Genomic DNA, 22,730 nt, shown 5'->3' on the forward strand with positions numbered 1-22,730 from the left:
CTTGTCCTAAGGAATACCAGACTATGTCCCGACCCGACTCAGAGGCGTCGTCCTCTTCGTATATGGCGGCACCGTTTTTATACGATGAAGCGCCGGATTTTGCTGCCCGATCAACCCATGGCGATATCAGCCTGAAAGCACTGCGCGGCCGCTGGGTGCTGCTTTTCTCCCATCCGGCCGATTTCACGCCGGTCTGCACCAGTGAGCTAATTGCTTTCGCCCGCAGCGCCCACCGTTTTGAGGCGCTTAACTGCCAACTGCTGGCGCTGTCGGTTGACGGTCTTTACTCACACCTGGCCTGGCTAAACAGCATCAAGGTGAATTTTGATATTGATATTCCCTTTCCGCTGATAGAAGACCCTTCCATGTCTGTTGCCAGAGCCTTCGGCATGCTGCCAAGGCACTCGCATTCCTCCGGTACGGTCAGGGGAACGTTTCTGATTGATCCTGAAGGGGTAATTCAGTCGATTAACTGGTATCCGATCTCCACCGGACGTTCGGTACAGGAACAGCTCAGGCAGTTGGAAGCCATCAAGCTGAGCTATGAAGTACCGTTCTATACGCCAGCCGAGTGGCAGTCGGGGGACGATACTATCGTTCCTCCGCCCCGGACGATTGAAGGCGCCCGCGCCCGTCTCGGTGATACCCAGGCTCCGGACTGGTATTACAAAACCTGCAGTAATCCCCTATCGCCAAGCGCTGGACGTCAGCAATGAGTACCGAACAGCTGAATGTCAATTCGCGTATCGCCGAAGCCGCTGTGCTGCTGCGGTTGCTGGGCCATCCCATTAGGCTGCATATTGCCTTGCTGCTGTTGCCCGAGCCCCAGACCGTATCGGCGATGGAGGAGATACTGAGGATTAAGCAGCCTAATTTATCCCAGCACCTGGCGGTGCTGCGTGACGCCGGCATTGTCCACTCGACCCGGGAGGCCAAGTCGGTGACCTATGAAATCAATCCCCAACTGCCATTGCAGCTGATTTCAGCACTGGCGGCGGTTATTAAGGGCAGCGAGAAGCCGCAGGCAGACCGGCGAACCGCTATCGAGGCATCGCCATCGGATGACAACCTGGCCGCCCCGGCGATAGACCTTCAGCACAGCAAGCGGGATCGGCTACCGGTTGATAGCGCGACGATAGCTAAGCCGGGCGCCAGACAGAAGTCCGGCCAGCTTGATAAGGGCGATGCATTGATCTTTGCCACCGTCAGCTTTCCGGCAGCTCGCGAATAAAGTCGATAAAGGCCCGCAGGGGAGTAGGCACCAGTCGCCGGTCTGGGTAATAAAGATAAGGGCCGGAAAAATCCTGCCACCAAGGCTGCAGAATAGGCTCCAGCTGACCCGCCTCGATGTGCGGACGCAGCCACTGCTCGAATAGCTGTACCACGCCCAGTCCGGCGATCGCCGTTTCCACCGCCAGGTCAACTGCCGCTCCAATGCTGACAATCAGCGGCCCGGCAGGCTGCAGCTTGATAATTTCACCGTCTTTTTCAAACGCCCATTCGGCCATGATACCGCTGGCATATTTCCCTCGCAGGCAGGCATGGTCCAGCAGCTCCCGGGGATGCTGCGGCCGACCTTTGCGGTCTAGATAGCAGGGGGCTGCCGCGATGGCGAATCGCTGTACCCGGGGCCCAATAGGTACGGCAATCATATCCTGCTCCAGGCGTTCATCGTAGCGGATACCGGCGTCGCAGCCTGCCTGGAAGATATCTACCACATTGCTTTCGGCGATGATTTCCAACTGGATTTCCGGATAGCGGGCCAGGAAAGCCGGGACGATGGCGGGCAATACCAGGCGTGCGGCACTGACCGGCACATTCAGGCGTAGCGTGCCGGTCGGGGTAGTGCGGAATTTATTGACTGCGTCCAGTGCGGCCTCTACCTCGGTCATGGCGGGCAGCAGTCTATCCAGCAGGGCTTTGCCGGCTTCGGTCAGCATCACGGTTCGGGTGGTTCGATGGAACAGCCGCAGGCCGAGCTGCTGCTCGGCGCGGCGCACCGCATCGCTCAAGCGGGATGGGTTACTGTTGGTCGCTCTGGCGGCCTCACGAAAACCGCCGGCTTTGGCGACGGCGATAACGGCATTAAGCAATGCCAGATCCATACTCATTGTTCGAAATCCCGTACAACCTGTCGACTTTTAACCCTATAGTCGCACAGGCTTTACCCACCTACAATAAATCCTCTACCACAGAGGAGTAAGCCATTATGACCCAAATTGATTCAAACGACCGTTACCCTTTAGGCGACCGGCAGGTCAAGCGTATCGGCTATGGCGCCATGCAGCTGGCGGGCCCAGGTGTGTTTGGTCCCCCCCGGGATAAAGCCACCAGTTTACAGGTGTTGCAACAGGCGCTGGCTGCTGGGGTAAATCATATTGATACCTCAGATTTTTATGGTCCGCACATTACCAATCGGCTTATCAGAGAAGCACTCCATCCCTATGCCGACGATTTGTGCATCGTCACCAAAGTCGGCGCATTCCGGGATGATCAGGGCGGCTGGCTTCCGGCCTCCGCGCCAGAACAGCTGACCCAGGCGGTGGAGGATAACCTGCGTAATCTTGGGCTTGAGCAGTTGGATGTGGTCAATCTGCGCAGCATGCTGGATATTCATCATCCCCGGGAAGGGTCGCTGGAAGCGCCGCTGACGGCATTGGCTGAGCTCAAGCAGCGTGGCCTGATTCGTCATATCGGCTTGAGTAATGTGACCCCGACCCAGATTACCGATGGCCAGAAGATCACCACCATAGCCTGCGTGCAGAATTTCTATAATCTGGCTAATCGCCAGGATGATGCCCTGATTGATTTACTCGCCGCCCAGGGTATCGCTTATGTGCCGTTTTTCCCGCTCGGCGGATTTTCACCGCTGCAGTCCGACGTGCTCAATGAAGTCGCCGGCCGGCTGAATGCCACGCCTATGCAGGTGGCCCTTGCCTGGCTGCTGCAGCGTTCAGCTAATATTCTGCTGATTCCGGGTACCTCATCGCTGACCCATCTGGCAGAGAATCTGGCGGCGGCTGACGTGCAGCTCTCGCGGCAGGATGTAGATCGGCTGGAAAATGTGGGCCAGTAAGAGTAAGAAACCGGACACGGGTGCCCGGTTAATACGGCAACAGCAAAGGAGGTTTATCCTTGCACAGCGATATTCAATTTTTGCTCAATAGAGCTGGTTTTTTCAGCATAGGGTTTTCAAACCGTGCTGCATAATATAAAGCGGGGTTAATTATTCCGGCGATTCTCCGCGCTGGCATCATATTCTTCCCTGGCTGCGTCCAGGGCAGGGAAGTTATATTCCGCCCATCAGTCCAGCGCACAAAGCGTATCCACCAGTGAATGGGCAACGGCGGTCAGCCGGTATTCCACATGGGCCGACTTTTCCTGATAATCATGCCTTTCAATCAGCCCGTGCTGCTCCAATTGCCGTGATGTCCGGGTCAGCACTTTTTGCGAAATACCGTCTATTCGCCGTAATAAGTCGCCGTTACGCAGTGGGCTGTGGGCGAGCAGAATGAGCATCACCCATTTACCGGAAATCAATCCCAGCGCATCCCGCGCCGAACATTTACTGGAATACACATCGCCAGGGAAAGCCATACTATGGTTACCTCAAAGTGCGTAATTGCAAAACCCGCCACAACAAAACAGGATACCCGTACATTACCGATGGTGAGATACCGTATGAATGTATTAATAATCCTTGCCCATCCCGAGCCTCATTCCTTCAATGCTCATCTATCAGACCAGGCAGATCAACTGTTTTCAGCCCAGGGCCACCGGGTAGATTATATCGATCTGTATCAGGAAGATTTTGATCCGCGTGAAAGCGCCGGACACTATCCTGCCAGACAGGATGAGCAGCGGTTCGATCCGATGCAGGCGCAGCGACAGCACTGGAAGGTAAAGCGGTTACCACCCGACATCCAGCGCTATATAGATCTCCTACAGCAAGCCGACAGGCTGATACGGTAGTTCCCGTTCTGGTGGTTTGGGGCGCCGGCTATTCTGAAGGGCTGGATGGATCGCGTATTTGTCTATGGCGGTTTATATGATAGCCGTCACCGGCATGACAATGGCGTTATGCAAGGTAAACAGGCCTTGCTGACCGTCAGCGCCGGCGCCTCTGAGCAAGCCTGTGCCCACAATGGCCGGAAGTGCCCTTTAACCGTAATGAAGATTTCGATAATGATTTGCGGCTAAAACCGGCTGCGCCGCAATACAGTCCTTTTGTGCGGCATAAGTGGGGAAGCGGAGGCGGTACATTCCAGCCCTAAAGTGTCCAAGCTCTCTTTTTAGCTGAAGGAAAAAATCCGGCTGCCCAAAATGGGCTGCGGACGGAGCGGGTCAGTGTGGTCGTATTAATCGGCCGTCACTGCCAATACAGAAGTTATAAAACGATTATATTCTGATGAATATTATAGATATCTACTATTGTGTTTTTATGCGATGGGCCTATTTTTTTACACAAAAAAGACCAGCAGTAAACTCTGTAATTTTACTGCTATTTGCTTCACTTAATCTGGGCGAGTTATTGCGACATCCTGCCGGCCCGCCACTCGCTGATAAAAGAATACCCCGAAAGGTGGACTGCCTGGGTGTCGACAATAGCTGGGCCACGAAAACTCGGCCAATATCATTAATCTGAAAAAAAAACCGCTAATAAACCACAACAAACAAACATGAATGAGTCTGTATAAAGGCAAGCATGCCTCAATGGCCCATAACGGTTCCGTATATTGCCAAATAAGTATTGTGGGGCAAGGGAGTCAGTATCGTCAGGTCAATATCGAACGGCAAGGCGAGTTCGCCATCTGCTTAATGAGCGAGTTGGGCTGGAAGTGACTATAGTTTCTGTCCAACCCCCTGCTTCTATCTTATAACTTGTTTATATGAAGAAGCGGGGGAATGATAAACGCCGCGCGTTAGCCTTACCATTTCATAACCGCCCTTGAATGGATTTTGTGGAACCCCCTTTGCAGCTGGCGTATCGACTAATATGACTTACACATACTTGACATATGTGTTTGTGGTAATAGATGTGTATCCTCTTAAGTTTTTTTAATAGAGATAATAATGCAATTATCCTAAAATTCCGTTCTCTACAGAGTTTAGTCATGTTGAACTTGGTTCTGTCAATTTCTTCTCAGTTTACTTAGTTTGTGACAATAGATTGAACTTAGTTAAATTTTCGGCGAAACTGCTCAAGTTACCAGATTGGAGGCTGTCTTTTGAACGCCAAGACGTATAACGTGTTTTGCGATGAATCCTGCCATCTTTTAAACGATCATCATGAGGTTATGGTGCTCGGTGCTGTTTGGTGCCCAGACGCAATAACTAAAAAAATTGGTAGGGATATCAGGGGCATAAAAGTATCCCATGGACTAAGCCCTGATTTTGAAATCAAGTGGACAAAAGTTTCGCGCGGTAAAATTGATTTTTATTTAGAGGTTATTGATTATTTTTTTTCCAATCCTGCATTGTGTTTCAGAGCAGTGGTCGTACCCAATAAAAGCAGACTGGACCATCAACGTTTTAAGCAAGATCATAATGTTTTTTACTACAAGATGTTTTTCTATGTGCTTAATAATATTATTGAAAATCAAAATTTATATCGTATCTACATAGATATCAAAGATACTTTAGGCATTGAAAAAATCGAAAAGCTGCGCAGTGTTCTCCATAACGCCAGATACGATTTTAATCGAGAGTCAATTGAGCGTATTCAGCACATCCGCTCACACGAAGTACAACAATTGCAAATTACGGACCTTATTATTGGCGCCCTCGGTTATCTCCATCGAGGTCTCACCGAAAACAAAGGTAAAATGCAGATAATTGAAAGGATAAGGCAGAACACACACCGAGATCTTTTAAGAAGTACTCTGCCAACTGAACGAAAATTTAACGTTTTTGTTTGGGAGTCTCGCTGATGCTGGTTATGCCTGATCTCATAACCTTTGATGGTGACTGGCCTTCATATATCAATAATGTATATGCGGAGTTTAGGATTTCTTTTTTAAATGCCGGTATCCGTTTTCGCGGATTGCCCGTAGCTCCAAGATATACCCCTGAATATGATGGTAAAGAATTTGGTTTTTGGCATTTAACCTCGGAAGGGGAACGAGAAGAGGAAAGAATTCCTGATCTTGCGCGCTGTGCAAGGATACGTTGGGTAGCTCATATGATTCAGTACTGTAATCATGAGGATGTATCGTGTTGGGAGGAGAGAAGAGCAAACAAACCTGAATGTGTTATCTGGAACGAATATGAGGATTATGTTGTAATTTTGTCTGCTCGCCGTGATTACTGGCTTTTGAAGACTGCATATGTTGTTACAACAAGCGGCAAACGACGCCAACTTACTAAAAGCAGAGCGAGATCGTCGGGCTTCTAAAAAGCTGAACCCGATACACATTGCTATGCACCGGGTTCGTACGCTCTTTCTACACATGGTAGATGAGACATCCATACTATAGATAAATCTAAGTCTTTAGTCAATCCAAAGCTGAAAGTCAATTCTTTGTTCGAGGGATAAAGGCGGTCAGTAAGCGACTACCTTCAACATTCAGGACTGCAGGATCTGAGTTTCAGTGAAACGCGCTTTCTTCATGATGAGCCTGCCGTTGGTTGTATTTTAGCCAAAGAACTCCATTAAGCGATAAGACTAAATTCAGGGGGCTACAGCTCTTAACTAAAGGGAATAGACCTAAATAGAAATAAAAATCCCATAAAACAATCAGTCATATGGGATTAGCAGAACGGGGTGCATATCCACGGAACTGGACTCACTTCCCGATACAAAAGCTCGAAAATATCCGGCCCAGCAGATCATCCGATGAAAATTCCCCGGTAATTTCGCTAAGCGCCTGCTGCGCCAGCCTCAGCTCTTCCGCCAACAGTTCGCCGGCATAAGCACTCACTAACTGATCTTTGCCTTCCTCCAGGTGCCGGGCGGCGGTATCCAGCGCAGTCAGGTGGCGGCGGCGGGCCAGAAAACCCCCTTCGGTATTGCCGTCAAAGCCCATACAGGCTTTCAGATGGGCTTTCAGCAACTCGATACCCTGGCCGGAAGAGGCCGAAAGGGTAACAAGTGAGTGACCATTCACTTCACTTAACGCCGTAGGTTCACCGGTCAGGTCGGATTTATTGCGGATAACCGTCAGCGGCAGCGCGGTCGGCAGGCGAGCGATAAATTCAGGCCACAGCATATCGGCATCGCTCTGGGCGGTAGTGGTGCCGTCAACCATCAGCAGGACGTGGTCTGCCTGCTCGATTTCCTGCCAGGCGCGGGCGATGCCGATACGTTCTACTTCATCGCCGGACTCGCGCAGGCCGGCGGTATCGATGATATGCAAGGGCATGCCATCCAGGTTGATGTGTTCGCGCAGCACATCGCGAGTGGTACCGGCAATAGGGGTGACGATAGCGGCTTCACGGCCCGCCAGGGCATTGAGCAGACTGGATTTACCGGCATTGGGGCGGCCGGCAATCACCACTTTCATGCCTTCGCGCAGCAGGCTTCCTTGATGGGCATCGGCCCGGACCTGCGCCAGCTCGGCCATTACGCTTAAAAGTTTGGCTTCAATTTTTCCATCGGAAAGAAAATCGATTTCTTCATCAGGGAAATCAATAGCGGCCTCAACGTGAATACGCAGGTTAGTAAGTGCTTCCACCATCTGGTGCACGCGGCTGGAAAATACCCCCTGCAGAGAATTGACCGCTGAGCGTGCGGCCTGGGCTGAGCTGGCATCGATAAGATCGGCGATGGCTTCGGCCTGGGCCAGGTCCAGTTTGTCGTTGAGAAAAGCCCGCTCCGAGAACTCGCCTGGACGGGCGATACGCACCCCTGGCAGCCCCAGGATGCGATGAATCAGCAAATCGAGTATCACCGGGCCGCCATGGCCCTGCAGTTCCAGCACGTCCTCGCCAGTGAAGGAATGAGGGCCCGGGAAATAGAGCGCGATGCCCTGATCCAGGGTGCTGCCGTCGGCGGCGGTAAACGGCAGATAATCCGCATAGCGGGCTTTAGGCACCTTGCCCAGCACCTGGCGGGCGACCTCGGCGGCCAGCCTGCCTGACACGCGCAGAATGCCGACGCCGCCGCGTCCCGGCGGGGTGGCTTGGGCTACGATGGTATCTGTCTGGCTCATGCTTTACTCCGGGCACCAAGCTTGGGTGCGGGTCAAAAATTAAGGCGGTCATAGTGACCGCCTTTGCAGGGATATCTCGTGGGGAAATAACCGGGGTTATTTTTTGTCGCGGCTGTGAAGTCCGCGTTTTTCCAGGCCACGATAAATCAATTGCTGCTGGAGAATGGTCACCAGGTTACTGACGATATAGTACAGCACCAGGCCCGATGGGAACCACAGGAAGAACACCGTAAAGATAACCGGCATGAAGGTCATGACCTTCTGCTGCATCGGATCGGTGACGGTGGTCGGCGACATCTTCTGGATGAAGAACATCGTGATACCCATCAGGATCGGCAGGATATAGTACGGGTCCTGCGCGGAAAGGTCATGTATCCACAGTGCGAATGGCGCATGGCGCAGCTCGATGGAGCCCATCAGCATATAGTACAGCGCCAGGAAGATCGGCATCTGGATAACCAGCGGCAGGCAGCCGCCCAGCGGATTGACCTTCTCGGATTTATACAGCGCCATCATTTCCTGGCTCATGCGCTGTTTGTCGTCACCGATACGCTCACGCATGGCCGCCAATTTAGGCTGCAGCATGCGCATTTTCGCCATCGAGGTGTATTGCGCTTTGGTCAGCGGATACATGATGCCGCGGACGATAAAGGTGATGACAATAATTGAGAAGCCCCAGTTACCGATGAAGGTCTGCAGGAATTTCAGCAATTTGAACAGCGGCTGAGAAATGAACCACAACCAGCCGTAATCGACCGTCAGGTCCAGATGCGGCGCGATAGCGGCCATCTTGTCCTGGATTTCAGGACCCACCCACAGGGTGGCGTTCAGGTTTTGCTGGGCGCCGGGCTGAAGGGTAATCGGCGTTGCCTTGAAACCTACCGCCGCCTGGCCGTTGCCAAGATTGGTGGTATAGAAGGTATTGGTGCCCTGAGTGCGCGGTATCCAGGCGGTGGCAAAATACTGCTGCAGCATGGATACCCAGCCGCCCTGAGTCGTGATGCTCAGGTTTTCGTCTTCGATATCGCTGAAGCTGTATTTCTGATACTTGTTGTCAGTCGTTGAGTACGCCGCGCCGCGGTAGGTATGCAGGGCGAAGTTGCTGCTGCCGGTATCGCGTGCTTTCGGTAACTGGATAGACTGCTTCAGCTGGCCGAACAGGGTCAGCTCTAGCGGTTCGGCGCTGGTATTGTGGATACCGTAATCCACGCTCAGGGCATAGTCGCCGCGCTTGAGGATGAAGGTCTTGGTATAGACAACGCCATTGGCCGCGGTAAAGGTCAGCGGAATGCGAAGTTCGCTCTGGTTATCCGCCAGAACATAGGTGTCCTGGTTAGCGGTATACAGCGGGCGCTCGCCATTGGCCGGGTTATCCGGGCCATTTTTGCCGGTCAGGCCGCTTTGCGCCTGATAAACAAATTCGTCTGAGGTTTCCAGCAAATGGAAAGGCTGAGTGGAACCCAGTTTATCCGGGTAGGTCAGCAGATGGGCCTGCTCGATATCACCACCGCGGGTGTTGATCGAAAGCGACAACACGTCGGTTTTCACCGTAATCAGCTGCCCCTGGCCACTGGCGGGCACTCCCTGGTTTGCTGTGTCACCGGCAGGCGTGTTCGCGGTCTGTTGCGTAGTCTGGACCGTAGGCTGCGGATTGTGGTCCGCCTCCCATGCTTGCCAGATCATGAAAGACACGAACAGCAGAGCGATGACAAGAAGATTGCGTTGCGAATCCATTGTTAGTTTTCTCTGTTATCGTTGGTTTTCGGCGGCACAGGATCGGCACCACCTGGGTTCAAAGGATGGCATTTTAATACGCGTTTCAATGTCAACCAACTGCCTTTTAACACACCAAATCTGCGTATTGCCTCAATACTGTACTGAGAGCACGTTGGCCGGAACCGGCAATGAGGCCCCAGCAACGGGCTGATAAAAAGTTGATAGCCGCGTATCAACCCAATCAGCAGTGTTGAGACTGGCGACAATGGCGGCGCCATAGTTTTTCCAATGCTTCCGTCAACGCGTGATTGTCTAAATCCGCGATCCCTTTTTTGGCTATCACAACAAAATCCATGGCGGGTAAATCATGCTGGTTCAAACGAAAGCTTTCACGGGTAAGTCGCTTGATGCGGTTACGTTCGTGAGCTCGTTTAACATGTTTTTTGGCGACTGTGAGACCGATGCGGGGATGCCCCAGCATGTTCAGGCGGCCGAGGATGGTGATGTGCGGCGTGCCTGCCCGTTGTGGCTGCTGGAAGACGAAAGTAAAATGAGTGGGAGTTAACAACCGTAACTCCCTGGGAAAAGCGAGCTTAACCACTCGGTGGGTTAGCTTTTATTACTTAGAAGAAACGGTCAGACGTGTACGGCCTTTAGCACGACGACGCGCTAAAACCAGACGACCATTCTTCGTTGCCATACGAGTGCGGAAACCGTGGGTACGGTTGCGTTTCAATACGGACGGTTGGAAAGTGCGTTTCATGGCGATTTCTACCTAAACTTGGATAATTAACTACACAGTAAACGCGTTTGGCTAGTCGGCGTGAAAATGACCGACGCCTCAATCGCATAAGATAAAGAGGCGGGATTGTAATAATTGTACAGTCCTGAGTCAATTCTCATCACGTTTTACTCACCTGATATACCCGCGGCCGTATCGGCATCTCCGTCCTGAACTTCAGGCCGGGGATACTCAGGCGTCACGCGTAGGGCAAAGAATTATACGGGTTCCGCAACAAAGCGCAAGGATCAGCCGGGATCCAGTGCCAGATTATCAGGATCTTTGTTCCCGCGCAGACCGCCGAATTAAGACTATGCTTAATTTCGCGGGCCTTAGGGCTCACTTTTTATCCAGCGCGGATATAATCAGTTACACTCTTATGCTGCCCGAGCCCGCCTGTGGATAAAAAGGATCGATTCTGTGTATGAAGAGGAGGATCTCCGGCGCTGTTTGCGTTATGATCCGCAATCTTCGACCGGATCCCTGGGCATCCTGTCGTTGTAAACCGTGTAAAGCGGTTCGCAGATTGCTATCGCGGTATTCTGTGTCAAAAAGATGATCCTGAATCATACAGTTTGTTTCTTTTCTTTTTTGTTGATCTTGTTCGATTGGAGTCCGCCGTGTCACTTTCGCTTTGGCAGCAATGTCTTGCCCGGTTACAGGATGAGTTACCTGCTACAGAATTCAGTATGTGGATACGCCCACTTCAGGCGGAGCTGAGTGACAACACTCTGGCGTTGTATGCCCCCAACCGTTTTGTCCTTGATTGGGTGCGTGACAAATACTTAAACAATATCAATGGGCTGTTAAACGACTTTTGTGGCACCAACGCGCCGCTGCTGCGCTTTGAAGTCGGCAGCAAGCCGCTTGCGGCGGTGATGTCCCAGCCGGTGGTTCATGCAAGCGAAGCGCCTGCGCCAATGGCCCGGCCGCGCCCGACCCGCCCCAGCTGGGACAATGCCCCGCTGCAGCCTGAACTGTCTTATCGTTCCAACGTCAATCCGAAGCATAACTTCGACAACTTTGTCGAAGGTAAGTCCAATCAGCTGGCGCGCGCCGCTGCTCGTCAGGTCGCCGATAATCCGGGCGGCGCCTATAATCCGCTGTTCCTTTATGGCGGTACCGGCCTGGGTAAAACCCACTTACTGCATGCGGTAGGCAATGGCATCATGGCGCGTAAAGCCAATGCCAAAGTGGTGTATATGCATTCCGAACGCTTCGTCCAGGACATGGTCAAGGCGCTGCAGAATAACGCCATCGAAGAGTTCAAGCGTTACTACCGTTCAGTTGATGCATTATTAATCGATGACATTCAGTTTTTTGCTAATAAAGAGCGTTCTCAGGAAGAGTTTTTCCACACCTTTAATGCATTGCTTGAAGGTAATCAGCAGATCATCCTGACTTCGGATCGCTATCCCAAAGAGATCAATGGTGTTGAGGATCGGCTGAAATCGCGTTTTGGCTGGGGACTGACCGTCGCCATCGAGCCGCCTGAGCTTGAAACCCGCGTTGCCATATTAATGAAGAAGGCTGATGAGAATGACATCAGACTGCCGGGTGAAGTGGCGTTCTTTATTGCCAAGCGTCTGCGCTCCAACGTCCGTGAGCTGGAAGGGGCGTTGAACCGGGTAATAGCCAATGCCAATTTTACCGGGCGCGCCATCACGATTGATTTTGTGCGTGAAGCATTACGCGATTTGCTGGCCCTGCAGGAAAAACTGGTCACAATTGATAATATCCAGAAAACGGTAGCGGAATATTATAAAATCAAGGTGGCCGATTTACTGTCCAAGCGGCGCTCCCGTTCGGTGGCCCGGCCACGACAGATGGCGATGGCGCTGTCTAAAGAGTTAACCAACCACAGTCTGCCGGAAATCGGCGATGCGTTTGGCGGGCGTGACCACACCACAGTACTGCATGCCTGTCGCAAAATAGAGCAGTTACGTGAAGAAAGCCACGATATCAAAGAAGATTTCTCCAACTTAATCAGAACATTATCTTCCTAATATGAAATTTATCGTTGAACGCGAGCAGCTGCTAAAGCCACTGCAACAGGTAAGTAGCCCGTTAGGCGGGCGCCCGACACTCCCTATCCTGGGCAATTTATTATTACAGGTGACGGAGGGCAACCTGCTTCTGACCGGCACCGACCTGGAGATGGAAATGGTGGCGCGGGTCGCCTTGGCAAAACCGCACGAACCGGGAGCGACTACCGTTCCGGCGCGCAAATTCTTTGATATTTGCCGCGGTCTGCCGGAAAGCGCCGAACTGACGATTATGCTGGACGGCGATCGCCTGCTTATTCGCTCCGGCCGCAGCCGTTTCTCTCTTTCTACGCTGCCGGCAACCGATTTTCCCAATCTTGACGACTGGCAGAGTGAAGTTGAATTCACCCTGGCCCAGGCGACGCTGAAACGGTTGATCGAATCAACCCAGTTTTCCATGGCTCACCAGGATGTGCGTTACTACCTGAACGGCATGCTGTTTGAAACCGAAGGCGAAGAGTTGCGCACCGTGGCAACGGATGGTCATCGCCTGGCGGTATGCGCCATGCCGGTAGGGCAGCCGTTGCCGTCTCACTCGGTCATAGTGCCGCGTAAAGGCGTTATGGAACTGGTAAGAATGCTCGACGGCGGTGAAACGCCGGTAAAGCTGCAGATCGGCAGCAATAATATTCGCGCCAGCGTCGGAGATTACATTTTTACCTCCAAGCTGGTTGACGGCCGATTCCCGGATTATCGTCGCGTATTGCCCAAAAATCCTGACAAAACGCTGGAGGCCGGCTGTGATGTGCTCAAGCAGGCTTTCGCGCGCGCTGCCATTCTTTCCAATGAGAAATTCCGCGGCGTCAGGCTTTATCTCAGCAGTAACCAGCTGAAAATCACCGCCAACAACCCTGAGCAGGAAGAAGCAGAAGAAATCCTGGACGTGGTCTATCAGGGAACGGAAATGGAAATAGGCTTCAACGTCAGTTATGTGCTTGATGTGCTCAATGCGCTTAAATGCGAAGATGTGCGCTTGTTGCTGACCGATGGCGTGTCCAGCGTGCAGATCGAAGACGGCGCCAGCCAGGCGGCCGCTTACGTTGTTATGCCGATGCGTCTCTAGAGATGTGGTAAGGTAGTGTGTTAAATGGCCCTGTCGCGTCTACTGATACGTAATTTTCGTAATATCGAGTCTGCCGATTTGGCGCTGGCCAGTGATTTCAATTTCCTGGTCGGCGCCAACGGCAGCGGCAAGACCAGCGTCCTGGAGGCTATTTATACCCTCGGACACGGGCGGGCATTCCGCAGCCTTCAGGCAGGACGGGTGATTCGACATGAACAGGAGCAGTTTGTCCTGCACGGCCGTATAGAAAGTAGTGAGGAAGCTGGCCGGGAGACCTCTGTAGGTCTGAGTAAAAGCCGCCAGGGGGACAGTAAAGTCCGTATAGACGGCAGCGATGGACACAAAGTGGCCGAGCTTGCCCAACTGCTTCCCATGCAGTTGATTACACCGGAAGGCTTTACATTGCTGAACGGTGGCCCGAAATTCCGCCGTGCATTTATGGATTGGGGCTGTTTTCACAATGAGCCGGGCTTTTTTACCGCCTGGGTCAATCTGAAAAGGGTGCTCAAGCAGCGAAATGCCGCCCTGCGTCAGGTCAGTCGCTACGCCCAGCTGCGCGCCTGGGATCAGGAACTCATCCCACTGACAGCCCAGATAAGCCAATGGCGTGCTGAGTACAGTCAGGCGATAGCGGCGGATATTACCGCAACGTGCGCGCAGTTCCTGCCGGAATTTCGTCTTGATTTCACCTTCAGCCGCGGATGGGACCGGGAAAGTGAGTACGGTGAATTGCTGGAGCGCCAGTTCGAGCGCGATCGGGCGCTGACCTATACGGCGTCTGGCCCTCATAAAGCCGATTTTCGTATCCGTGCCGACGGCGTGCCGGTGGAAGATATGCTGTCCCGCGGGCAGTTGAAGTTATTGATGTGCGCCCTGCGGCTGGCGCAGGGTGAATTTCTTACCCACCAGAACGGCCGGCGCTGTCTCTACCTGATAGACGACTTCGCCTCCGAGCTGGATATCGGCCGGCGCCGCCTCTTGGCCGAGCGCCTTAAAGCCACCGGAGCCCAGGTTTTTGTCAGTGCCGTCAGTGCGGATCAAATCCGTGATATTACTGATGAAAAGGGCAAGATGTTCCATGTGGAACAGGGTAAAATAAGTGTTCAATCCGAAGTTTAATATGAGCGAGAAACGTTGATGTCGAATTCTTATGACTCCTCAAGTATCAAAGTACTGAAAGGCCTGGACGCGGTGCGTAAGCGCCCGGGGATGTATATCGGTGATACGGATGACGGCACCGGTCTGCATCATATGGTATTCGAGGTTGTGGACAACGCTATCGACGAAGCGCTCGCTGGCCACTGTAAAGAAATCATCGTTGTCATCCACGAAGACAATTCGGTCTCGGTGCAGGATGACGGCCGCGGTATTCCAACCGGTATCCATGAAGAAGAGGGCATCTCTGCCGCAGAGGTCATCATGACGGTGCTGCATGCCGGCGGTAAATTTGATGATAACTCGTATAAAGTGTCGGGTGGCCTGCATGGCGTGGGTGTTTCGGTGGTCAATGCATTGTCGGAAAAACTTGAGCTGGTGATTCGCCGTGAAGGCAAAGTTCATGAGCAGACCTATAAGGGCGGCGTACCCCAGTCCCCGCTGGCGGTGGTCGGTGAAACCGATCAGACTGGCACCACGGTGCGTTTCTGGCCAAGCTTCGAGACCTTTACCAACAATCTCGAATTCCAGTACGACATCCTTGCCAAGCGTCTGCGTGAATTATCCTTCCTGAACTCCGGCGTTTCCATTCGCCTGAAGGACAAACGCAACGATAAAGAAGATCATTTCCACTACATTGGCGGCATCAAGGCCTTTGTGGAATATCTGAATAAAAACAAGACCCCTATTCATCCCAACGTATTTTATTTCTCGACTGAGAAAGACGGAATTGGTGTGGAAGTGGCGCTGCAGTGGAACGATGGTTTCCAGGAAAATATTTATTGCTTCACCAACAATATACCCCAGCGCGACGGCGGCACCCATCTGGCAGGATTCCGTGCGGCCATGACCCGTACGCTGAATTCCTACATGGATAAAGAAGGCTACAGCAAAAAGGCCAAGGTCAGCGCTACCGGTGACGATGCCCGGGAAGGCCTGATTGCGGTGGTATCGGTTAAAGTGCCCGATCCCAAGTTTTCTTCCCAGACCAAAGACAAGCTGGTCTCATCCGAGGTTAAAACCGCGGTTGAAACCCAGATGAATGAACGGCTGGTCGAATACCTGCTGGAAAACCCCAGCGATGCAAAAATTGTCGTCGGCAAGATCATTGATGCCGCCCGTGCCCGTGAAGCCGCCCGTAAAGCCCGTGAAATGACCCGCCGTAAAGGGGCGCTGGACCTGGCGGGTCTGCCGGGTAAACTGGCTGACTGCCAAGAGCGCGATCCGGCGCTTTCCGAGCTGTACCTGGTGGAGGGTGACTCCGCCGGCGGATCGGCCAAGCAAGGCCGCAACCGTAAGAATCAGGCCATTTTGCCGCTTAAAGGTAAAATCCTTAACGTCGAGAAAGCTCGGTTTGACAAAATGCTGTCTTCCCAGGAAGTGGCCACGCTTATCACCGCCCTTGGCTGCGGCATCGGCCGGGACGAATACAACCCGGACAAGCTGCGCTATCACAACATTATCATCATGACCGATGCGGACGTTGATGGTTCGCATATCCGTACCCTGCTGCTGACCTTCTTCTATCGTCAGATGCCGGAAATTATCGAACGCGGCCACATCTTTATTGCTCAGCCGCCATTATATAAAGTGAAGAAAGGCAAGCAGGAGCAGTACATCAAGGATGACGAGGCGATGGATCAGTATCAGATTTCCCTGGCGATGGACGGGGCTACCCTGCATGCTAACGCCCATGCGCCTGCACTTGCCGGCGCCCCGCTGGAAGCTCTGGTCGCAGAGCATTATGCGGTACAGAAAATGATCGGCCGTATGGAACGCCGTTATCCACGCGCGTTGCTGAACCACCTGATTTATCAGCCGGTGCTGTCTGAAACCGAACTGAGCAATAAGGAAAGCGTCAAAACCTGGATTTCCGGCCTGGTCGATGCTCTGAATACCAATGAGAAGCACGGCAGCAGCTATAGCTTTGAGCTGCGCGAGAACCGCGAACGTCAGATGTTCGATCCGCTGCTGCGCATTCGGACTCACGGCGTCGATACCGATTATGTGCTGGATTTCGAATTCATTCACGGCGGCGAATATCGTAAGCTCAGCATGCTGGGTGAGAAACTGCGCGGCCTGATTGAAGAAGATGCCTATATCGAGCGTGGCGAACGCCGTCTGCCGGTGGAATCCTTTGAGCAGGCCCTGGAGTGGCTGGTCAAGGAATCCCGTCGCGGATTGGCAATTCAGCGCTATAAAGGCCTGGGTGAAATGAACCCGGAACAGTTGTGGGAAACCACCATGGACCCTGAAAGCCGGCGTATGCTGCGTGTAACCGTAAAGGATGCCATTGCAGCCGATCAGCTGTTCACCACGCTGATGGGTGATGCTGTAGAGCCGCGCCGCGCATTTATTGAAGAAAATGCCCTGAAAGCAGCCAACATCGATATCTGATGTACTGAGCATGGCCAGGCCAACGATAAAAACGCCCCGCAGTAATGCGTGGCGTTTTTTTATAACGATATCAGATGCTTAATCTATGGGTGGTGTCAGATAATCAACAGCGGTGGTTTCGTTTCTAAACGATTATGATTCTTTCATATAGAGTAATTACCTTCACTTTGAAATTAACATAATCACGTCATTTCCTAAATAAGTGATGACCAGGCTTAAATAGGGATTATGAATGTGTTGTCTTGAATGCAGGCCCTAATCTAGATGGATTAATAATATGCCTTTAAGAATTGAATTTTTTGGACTTTATATGGGTGTTAAAAAATGAATCCAACCGCACTCGCTGCCCATGCAGTTACTACCTCAGTTCAGTTGCCGCCACTCTTTACGCCCTCAACTTTCTTATATAGAGACCAGGTGATGTTCCGTGAGGTAAGGAATACGGCAGATCATCCTTTTTTCTCTTACCAATGTAATATGTTAAAGCCACGAGCCATGGGGAGAAAGATAAAATCCACCAAGATTTTTTTCCGCGGCGATGCTAAAAAAATATTGAGGCATGTGTGGGTAGATATAAACATAGACGATTTTACAAAAGGGTTATGTACAGGCAATTGCCTGGTTCAGGCGATAAAAAATAATATTATCTCGGTTAATAATCATAACGGACTAGACAGCCTGGATTTTGCGGTCTCTGACAATATGAATAATATTCTTAAAAAACCGCTGATCGGTATCAGCACCAAAAAGTTCCAATCAGCTAATACATTGTCGGCCTATGTCATGCGCTTTTCTGTAGCTGGCTGTGCCGATGTGAATTTCTTTTCCATAAAAGAGAAAAGAAGCGATGGTAACCTGGATGATATCTTATCTTTGTGGCTTAACCGCGAGCACCACCTGCTTGCTACCGTTATAAGGCCAAACGCAGGAGATGATAACTACACAAGAGTCGAACTTACTCTGGCAGAGTCTGTGCTGGATAAAGTAGCGGACAAAGGAATGATCGAATTACGTGCATTTGTGGTGTGGGATAAAGTAATCCCTTTGCTTAAAGTGCAAATTAAATACAATCAGCATTTCGAAAACATATTTTGCTCAAACAAGCCATTTGGCTACAGGGGAGGGTTGGCTTATCGGTCTGTTATAGGTATCAATCAGATAAACCACCGAAAACACAGCAAATGCCAGTTAAGTTTAACCAAATATCAAGAGAATCATAAAAAAATAGCGCCTTAGCCCCTGTTGACCTTACAGGCGATATGGGTAGGGCACTATAGTAAGCCTAATTCGAAATTCGTTTATTAAATGAATTTAAATAAAAATAAAAATAATATTTTCTCTATCGCTTTTCCATAAGCGGCGCCTGTCTTCTAAAAGCCGTATAAATAAAGTCACCAATCAATGATAAGTAATATTTTTGGTGTTGAATGGAGATAGAGATAATTTCACTGTTATAAATTTTATTTCATTCAATTCATTAATAAAAACATTAATCAGGAGATTGCCTTTGGATTGACGAGTTATAATTATTATTTCACATTTCATATATGCATTTACCTTGGAAGTGGTTGATGGGACCGAGATATATGCTCGGGGTGGAGATATATTTCTCGTTGCTCAATAATATAATCTTTCCATCTGATGTCTAATCAAATAAGGTTATATAAATTAAACATTCCCTTTATTTATATATTTCACAGTCATTCTATATGCGATTATTTTATGGGGGATATAAGCTTGATTAGCTTGATTAGCTTGATTAGCTTGATTAGCTTGATTAGCTTGATTGGCCTGATTAGCTTGATTAGGCCGATCAGCCTGGTACGCCTCTATTGGTGTAGAGCTGTGTTTACCGTCCACGCTATCACATGTGATACGAAGCCCTGACCCGCCCCACTTTAATAAACTCCGCTTAATATCGTCGGCCGATCTGCGCTATTCTACCCTTGCCGGGTAAGTAATGCCTGAGGTGGCATGGCGTAAGCTTTCATTTCCCGGCCATGAAAAAGAGGTTCTGATGGCGATAAAACTGATAGCAATCGATATGGACGGGACGCTGCTGGATCACAAGCATGAGATTACTCCGGCGGTAAAACAGGCTATAGGCGCGGCCAGAGAAAAAGGGGTTTATGTCGCATTGGCGACCGGACGTCCCTTTATTGGAATTGATAAATATCTGCTTGAGCTGGATCTCAAACAGGACGATAACTTCTGCATCACCAATAATGGTGCATTAGTGCAGCGTACAACCAACGGTGATTGCCTGGCCCAGGCGACGCTCAATATCGATGATTACCGGTATCTTGAAAGCCTGTCACGCCAGCTTGGGGTGCACTTTCATGCATTAACTTTTACCACGCTTTATACCGCTAACCGCGACATTAGCCGCTATACGGTCTATGAAGCGTCTTTGACCGGTATGCCTTTCAAGTTCCGAACCGTTGACGAAATGACTGCGGATATGACGTTCCCAAAGGTGATGATGATCGACGATCCCAAGGTACTGGATGACGCTATCAGCCGCATTCCCGCCGAAGCCTTTGAACGTTTTACCATTATGAAAAGCGCTGAGTATTATCTTGAACTACTGAATAAAAAAGCCAATAAGGGCGCAGCGGTCAAGGCGCTGGCAGATAAGCTGAATATCGACGCTTGTGAAGTGATGACACTGGGTGACCAGGCCAATGACCTCGCGATGATTAACTATGCGGGTACGGGTGTGGCCATGGGCAATGCGATTGATGAAGTTAAAGCCGCAAGCCAATATGTTACCAAAACCAACATGGAAGATGGGGTAGCCGTCGCTATTCACAAGTTTGTACTTGATGCATAAACAGCATAAACATGCGACACACCCACCGTTGCCACGATCATGAACTGATGCGGTACACGCCAGCTAGGACGATGCTTTCACGGCATCGTTTCATTTGCCCCTTCTTAGCCAAACTGTGATCTTCATTGTAGTACAATTATAAAATCTAGTGCTACAATGATTTTCGAGTTGAGACAACTTAGCCCAAAATTGTGCTGCAGTGCTGCGACTCACCGAGCTGAAGTGATAAAGTAATACCTATTTTGTCTCTTCTACAGGATGGTTATGGACAAGCAGGCTCTGAGCAAAACCGATCGTCTCATTCATGAGATGGGCCAACAAATCATCAGTGGGAAATATACGCCCGGTTCTGGCTTGCCGTCAGAGGTGGAGCTGTGCGAAGAATTCGCTACCTCGCGCAACATCATTCGCGAGGTGCTCCGTTCCCTGATGGCCAAGCGTTTGATAGAAATTATCCGCTATCGCGGGGCTTTTGTGACCCCGCGCAACAAGTGGAATTATCTTGATACCGACGTACTGCAGTGGGTGCTGGCTCGCGACTATGATCCGCGCCTTATCGCCGCTATGTCCGAGGTCCGTAATCTGGTGGAGCCGACGATGGCCAAATGGGCGGCCGAACGGGCGACCTCAAGCGAACTGGCGGTCATTGAGTCAGCCCTGAATGACATGATAGCCCTGCATAATGATCGGGACGCCTTCAACGAAGCGGACATTCGTTTTCATGAGGCGGTGCTCAACGCGGTTCATAACCCGGTTCTGCTGCAACTGGGTGTCGCAATCAGCTCATTGCAGCGTGCAGTATTTGAACGGACTTACATGCCAGATGAAGGCAATATGCCGCGCACGCTGCAGGAACATCGGGATCTGTATGACGCCATTCGGCATCAGGACAGCGAGGCGGCGGAGCAGGCGGCATTGAACATGATTGCCAGCTCGACTAAACGGTTGAAGGACATTACATGAGCAACAGTTACATCGCAATTGATTGGGGGTCGACCAATTTACGCGCCTGGCTTTGCCTGGACGGTAAAGTGGCAGACAGCATACAGTCCGAGGCTGGGGTAACCCGACTTGAAGGCCGCAGTCCCCTGCAGGTCTTCACTGAGGTGATTTCCCGCTGGCAGCAGCATCCGCTGCCAATCATTATGGCCGGTATGGTGGGCAGCAACGCCGGTTGGGTGTCAGTGCCGTATTTGCCCTGCCCAACCCGGTTGACCGATATTGCCGGCCGCCTCACTAAAGTAGAACAGGCGGCGCCGCGCAACGCATGGATTATCCCCGGCATCAGCATTGTCAGCGATACCAACCGCAATGTCATGCGCGGAGAAGAGACCCAACTGCTCGGCGCCTGGCAATCTGAACAGGATTCGCTTTATTTGATGCCAGGCACCCATTCGAAGTGGGTGCGGGTAGATGAAGGCGGCACGCTGAATGATTTTCGTACCGTCATGACCGGTGAGTTGCACCATTTGCTGATGAAACAGTCATTGATAGGGGTAGGCCTGACCGAACAGCAATCCGCTCCACAGGTATTCATGCAGGGCGTCGAGCAGGGATTTGCCCAGAGCAATATTCTGCGTTGCCTGTTCGAAACCCGGGCGGCCCACGTGCTGGAACAGCTGGACAAGAGTGCGGTTAGTGAATGGTTGTCAGGCTTGCTTATCGGCAATGAAGTCGCCCAAATGCAGCAGGATTGGCAAATAGGCCGCGGCGAGACCGTGACGGTCATTGGTAATCCGAAATTGGCCGCACGCTATCAACAGGCTCTGCATCATGCTGGTCTCAACCACAAGTTACTGGATGGCGATAAATGCTTCCAGGCTGGAATCAGGAGTATTGCCCATGAGTTGGAATGATCGTTTACCGTTAATCGCTATATTGCGCGGTATCACGCCGGCCGAAGTGCTGGAACATGTCGGCGCATTGCTGGATGCCGGCTTTGAAGCGGTGGAGATACCACTCAATTCACCGGACTGGCGAGAAAGTATTGCCCTGGCGGTGAAAACATTCGGTCATCGGGCATTGATTGGCGCCGGGACGGTATTGAAGCCCGAGCAGGTCGATGAGTTGGCGGCTATCGGCAGCAAATTGCTGGTGACGCCGAATATTCAGCCTGAGGTTATTCGCCGTGCGGTTAGCCATGGCATGAGCGCATGCCCGGGCTGCGCCACCGCTACAGAAGCCTTTAATGCGCTGGATGCCGGCGCCCAGGCGCTGAAGATATTCCCTTCAATATCTTTCGGGCCGGATTATATCAAAGCGCTTAAAGCGGTATTGCCGCCGGAAGTGCCGGTATTCGCCGTCGGCGGCATCACGCCGGATAATCTTCATCTCTATCTGAAGGCCGGCTGTATCGGCGCGGGCCTGGGGGGCGACTTGTACCGTGCCGGTCAGCCTGTCAGCCGCACCATTGAGCAGGCGAAAGCTTTCGTGCGCGCCTATCGGGAAGCCACCGCTAAGTAATCTGTGCGCCGGCCGGTTAGCGGGTCGGCGATGCCTCAAGCGCCGGCGAGAGCGGATCACCGGCGTTTTTCGGCAGGCTTTTCGATCATCGCTGTTGCCCCGGCCGCTGTGATGCCAAGCACATTGT

At 51.6% G+C, this 22,730-nt stretch carries 21 protein-coding genes and 1 pseudogene; 15 read left to right on the plus strand and 7 right to left on the minus strand.

What is annotated here, in order from left to right; translation table 11 throughout:
- Positions 1-23 precede the first annotated feature (23 nt).
- Positions 24-716: a peroxiredoxin gene (locus EDC52_RS12000; protein WP_131865573.1), complete on the plus strand. Its 693-nt coding sequence runs from the start codon at positions 24-26 to the stop codon at positions 714-716.
- Positions 713-1,231: an ArsR/SmtB family transcription factor gene (locus tag EDC52_RS12005; RefSeq protein WP_131865574.1), complete on the plus strand. Its 519-nt coding sequence runs from the start codon at positions 713-715 to the stop codon at positions 1,229-1,231. The genes EDC52_RS12000 and EDC52_RS12005 overlap by 4 nt, the downstream gene beginning before the upstream one ends.
- Here the strand turns inward: EDC52_RS12005 and EDC52_RS12010 are convergent.
- On the minus strand, positions 1,206-2,111 hold the full coding sequence (locus tag EDC52_RS12010) for a LysR family transcriptional regulator (RefSeq protein ID WP_131865575.1): 906 nt from the start codon (positions 2,109-2,111) through the stop codon (positions 1,206-1,208). The two genes, EDC52_RS12005 and EDC52_RS12010, sit on opposite strands and share 26 nt — an antisense overlap.
- A 98-nt stretch (positions 2,112-2,209) precedes the next feature.
- On the opposite strand from EDC52_RS12010, the gene EDC52_RS12015 reads away from it, so the two are divergent.
- Positions 2,210-3,076: an aldo/keto reductase family oxidoreductase gene (locus EDC52_RS12015; protein WP_131865576.1), complete on the plus strand. Its 867-nt coding sequence runs from the start codon at positions 2,210-2,212 to the stop codon at positions 3,074-3,076.
- A 227-nt stretch (positions 3,077-3,303) separates the two neighbouring features.
- Here EDC52_RS12015 and EDC52_RS12020 read toward each other — a convergent pair whose 3' ends face one another.
- Positions 3,304-3,597 (minus strand): winged helix-turn-helix transcriptional regulator, encoded by a 294-nt coding sequence (locus EDC52_RS12020; RefSeq protein WP_131865577.1) that lies wholly within the window; start codon positions 3,595-3,597, stop codon positions 3,304-3,306.
- Between the two features lie 84 nt (positions 3,598-3,681).
- Here EDC52_RS12020 and EDC52_RS12025 point away from each other — a divergent pair.
- The 3 genes and pseudogenes from EDC52_RS12025 to EDC52_RS12035 all read left to right on the plus strand — a co-directional run bounded on the left by EDC52_RS12025 (position 3,682) and on the right by EDC52_RS12035 (position 6,394).
- Positions 3,682-4,200, plus strand: a pseudogene (locus EDC52_RS12025) (NAD(P)H-dependent oxidoreductase).
- Between the two features lie 1,028 nt (positions 4,201-5,228).
- Positions 5,229-5,930 carry a DUF3800 domain-containing protein gene (locus tag EDC52_RS12030; protein ID WP_230468030.1) on the plus strand — a complete coding sequence of 234 codons (702 nt, stop codon included), beginning with the start codon at positions 5,229-5,231 and terminating at the stop codon, positions 5,928-5,930.
- A complete protein-coding gene (locus EDC52_RS12035) occupies positions 5,930-6,394 on the plus strand; it encodes an oxidoreductase (protein ID WP_131865579.1) in 465 nt (154 codons plus the stop codon). Before EDC52_RS12030 ends, EDC52_RS12035 begins: the two co-directional genes overlap by 1 nt.
- Positions 6,395-6,785: 391 nt before the next feature.
- Here the strand turns inward: EDC52_RS12035 and mnmE are convergent, their stop codons facing one another.
- The 5 genes from mnmE to rpmH form a co-directional block, all read right to left on the minus strand.
- Entirely contained in the window at positions 6,786-8,150 is a 1,365-nt protein-coding gene (gene mnmE / locus EDC52_RS12040) for a tRNA uridine-5-carboxymethylaminomethyl(34) synthesis GTPase MnmE (protein WP_131865580.1), read from the minus strand.
- 96 nt (positions 8,151-8,246) lie between these two features.
- Positions 8,247-9,884 carry a membrane protein insertase YidC gene (gene yidC, locus EDC52_RS12045; RefSeq protein ID WP_131865581.1) on the minus strand — a complete coding sequence of 546 codons (1,638 nt, stop codon included), beginning with the start codon at positions 9,882-9,884 and terminating at the stop codon, positions 8,247-8,249.
- 2 nt (positions 9,885-9,886) lie between these two features.
- The gene (gene yidD, locus EDC52_RS12050; protein WP_131865582.1) at positions 9,887-10,144 is read right to left on the minus strand and encodes a membrane protein insertion efficiency factor YidD; all 258 of its coding nucleotides are present in this window, start codon (positions 10,142-10,144) and stop codon (positions 9,887-9,889) included.
- Positions 10,108-10,467 (minus strand): ribonuclease P protein component, encoded by a 360-nt coding sequence (gene rnpA, locus EDC52_RS12055; RefSeq protein ID WP_131865583.1) that lies wholly within the window; start codon positions 10,465-10,467, stop codon positions 10,108-10,110. The genes yidD and rnpA overlap by 37 nt, the downstream gene beginning before the upstream one ends.
- An 18-nt stretch (positions 10,468-10,485) precedes the next feature.
- On the minus strand, positions 10,486-10,629 hold the full coding sequence (gene rpmH, locus EDC52_RS12060; protein WP_131865584.1) for a 50S ribosomal protein L34: 144 nt from the start codon (positions 10,627-10,629) through the stop codon (positions 10,486-10,488).
- 638 nt (positions 10,630-11,267) lie between these two features.
- On the opposite strand from rpmH, the gene dnaA reads away from it, so the two are divergent.
- The 9 genes from dnaA to EDC52_RS12110 all read left to right on the plus strand — a co-directional run bounded on the left by dnaA (position 11,268) and on the right by EDC52_RS12110 (position 22,603).
- On the plus strand, positions 11,268-12,653 hold the full coding sequence (gene dnaA / locus EDC52_RS12065; RefSeq protein WP_131865585.1) for a chromosomal replication initiator protein DnaA: 1,386 nt from the start codon (positions 11,268-11,270) through the stop codon (positions 12,651-12,653).
- 1 nt (position 12,654) lies between these two features.
- A complete protein-coding gene (dnaN, locus tag EDC52_RS12070; RefSeq protein ID WP_131865586.1) occupies positions 12,655-13,755 on the plus strand; it encodes a DNA polymerase III subunit beta in 1,101 nt (366 codons plus the stop codon).
- A gap of 24 nt (positions 13,756-13,779) precedes the next feature.
- The gene (recF, locus tag EDC52_RS12075; RefSeq protein ID WP_131865587.1) at positions 13,780-14,874 is read left to right on the plus strand and encodes a DNA replication/repair protein RecF; all 1,095 of its coding nucleotides are present in this window, start codon (positions 13,780-13,782) and stop codon (positions 14,872-14,874) included.
- An 18-nt stretch (positions 14,875-14,892) separates the two neighbouring features.
- Entirely contained in the window at positions 14,893-17,307 is a 2,415-nt protein-coding gene (gene gyrB, locus EDC52_RS12080; protein WP_131865588.1) for a DNA topoisomerase (ATP-hydrolyzing) subunit B, read from the plus strand.
- A gap of 324 nt (positions 17,308-17,631) precedes the next feature.
- Complete coding sequence (locus tag EDC52_RS12085) at positions 17,632-18,543, plus strand: hypothetical protein (RefSeq protein WP_131865589.1); 912 nt, start codon at positions 17,632-17,634, stop codon at positions 18,541-18,543.
- 781 nt (positions 18,544-19,324) lie between these two features.
- Positions 19,325-20,140, plus strand: coding sequence for a sugar-phosphatase (gene yidA, locus EDC52_RS12095; protein ID WP_131865761.1), 816 nt, complete (start codon positions 19,325-19,327; stop codon positions 20,138-20,140).
- A 264-nt stretch (positions 20,141-20,404) separates the two neighbouring features.
- Complete coding sequence (locus tag EDC52_RS12100; RefSeq protein ID WP_131865591.1) at positions 20,405-21,103, plus strand: FadR/GntR family transcriptional regulator; 699 nt, start codon at positions 20,405-20,407, stop codon at positions 21,101-21,103.
- The gene (locus EDC52_RS12105) at positions 21,100-21,996 is read left to right on the plus strand and encodes a 2-dehydro-3-deoxygalactonokinase (RefSeq protein ID WP_131865592.1); all 897 of its coding nucleotides are present in this window, start codon (positions 21,100-21,102) and stop codon (positions 21,994-21,996) included. Before EDC52_RS12100 ends, EDC52_RS12105 begins: the two co-directional genes overlap by 4 nt.
- The gene (locus EDC52_RS12110) at positions 21,983-22,603 is read left to right on the plus strand and encodes a 2-dehydro-3-deoxy-6-phosphogalactonate aldolase (protein WP_131865593.1); all 621 of its coding nucleotides are present in this window, start codon (positions 21,983-21,985) and stop codon (positions 22,601-22,603) included. The genes EDC52_RS12105 and EDC52_RS12110 overlap by 14 nt, the downstream gene beginning before the upstream one ends.
- The last annotated feature ends 127 nt before the right edge of the window (positions 22,604-22,730 follow it).

The sequence above is a fragment of the Biostraticola tofi genome (assembly GCF_004343195.1).
In the GTDB taxonomy this organism is placed as follows: domain Bacteria; phylum Pseudomonadota; class Gammaproteobacteria; order Enterobacterales; family Enterobacteriaceae; genus Biostraticola; species Biostraticola tofi.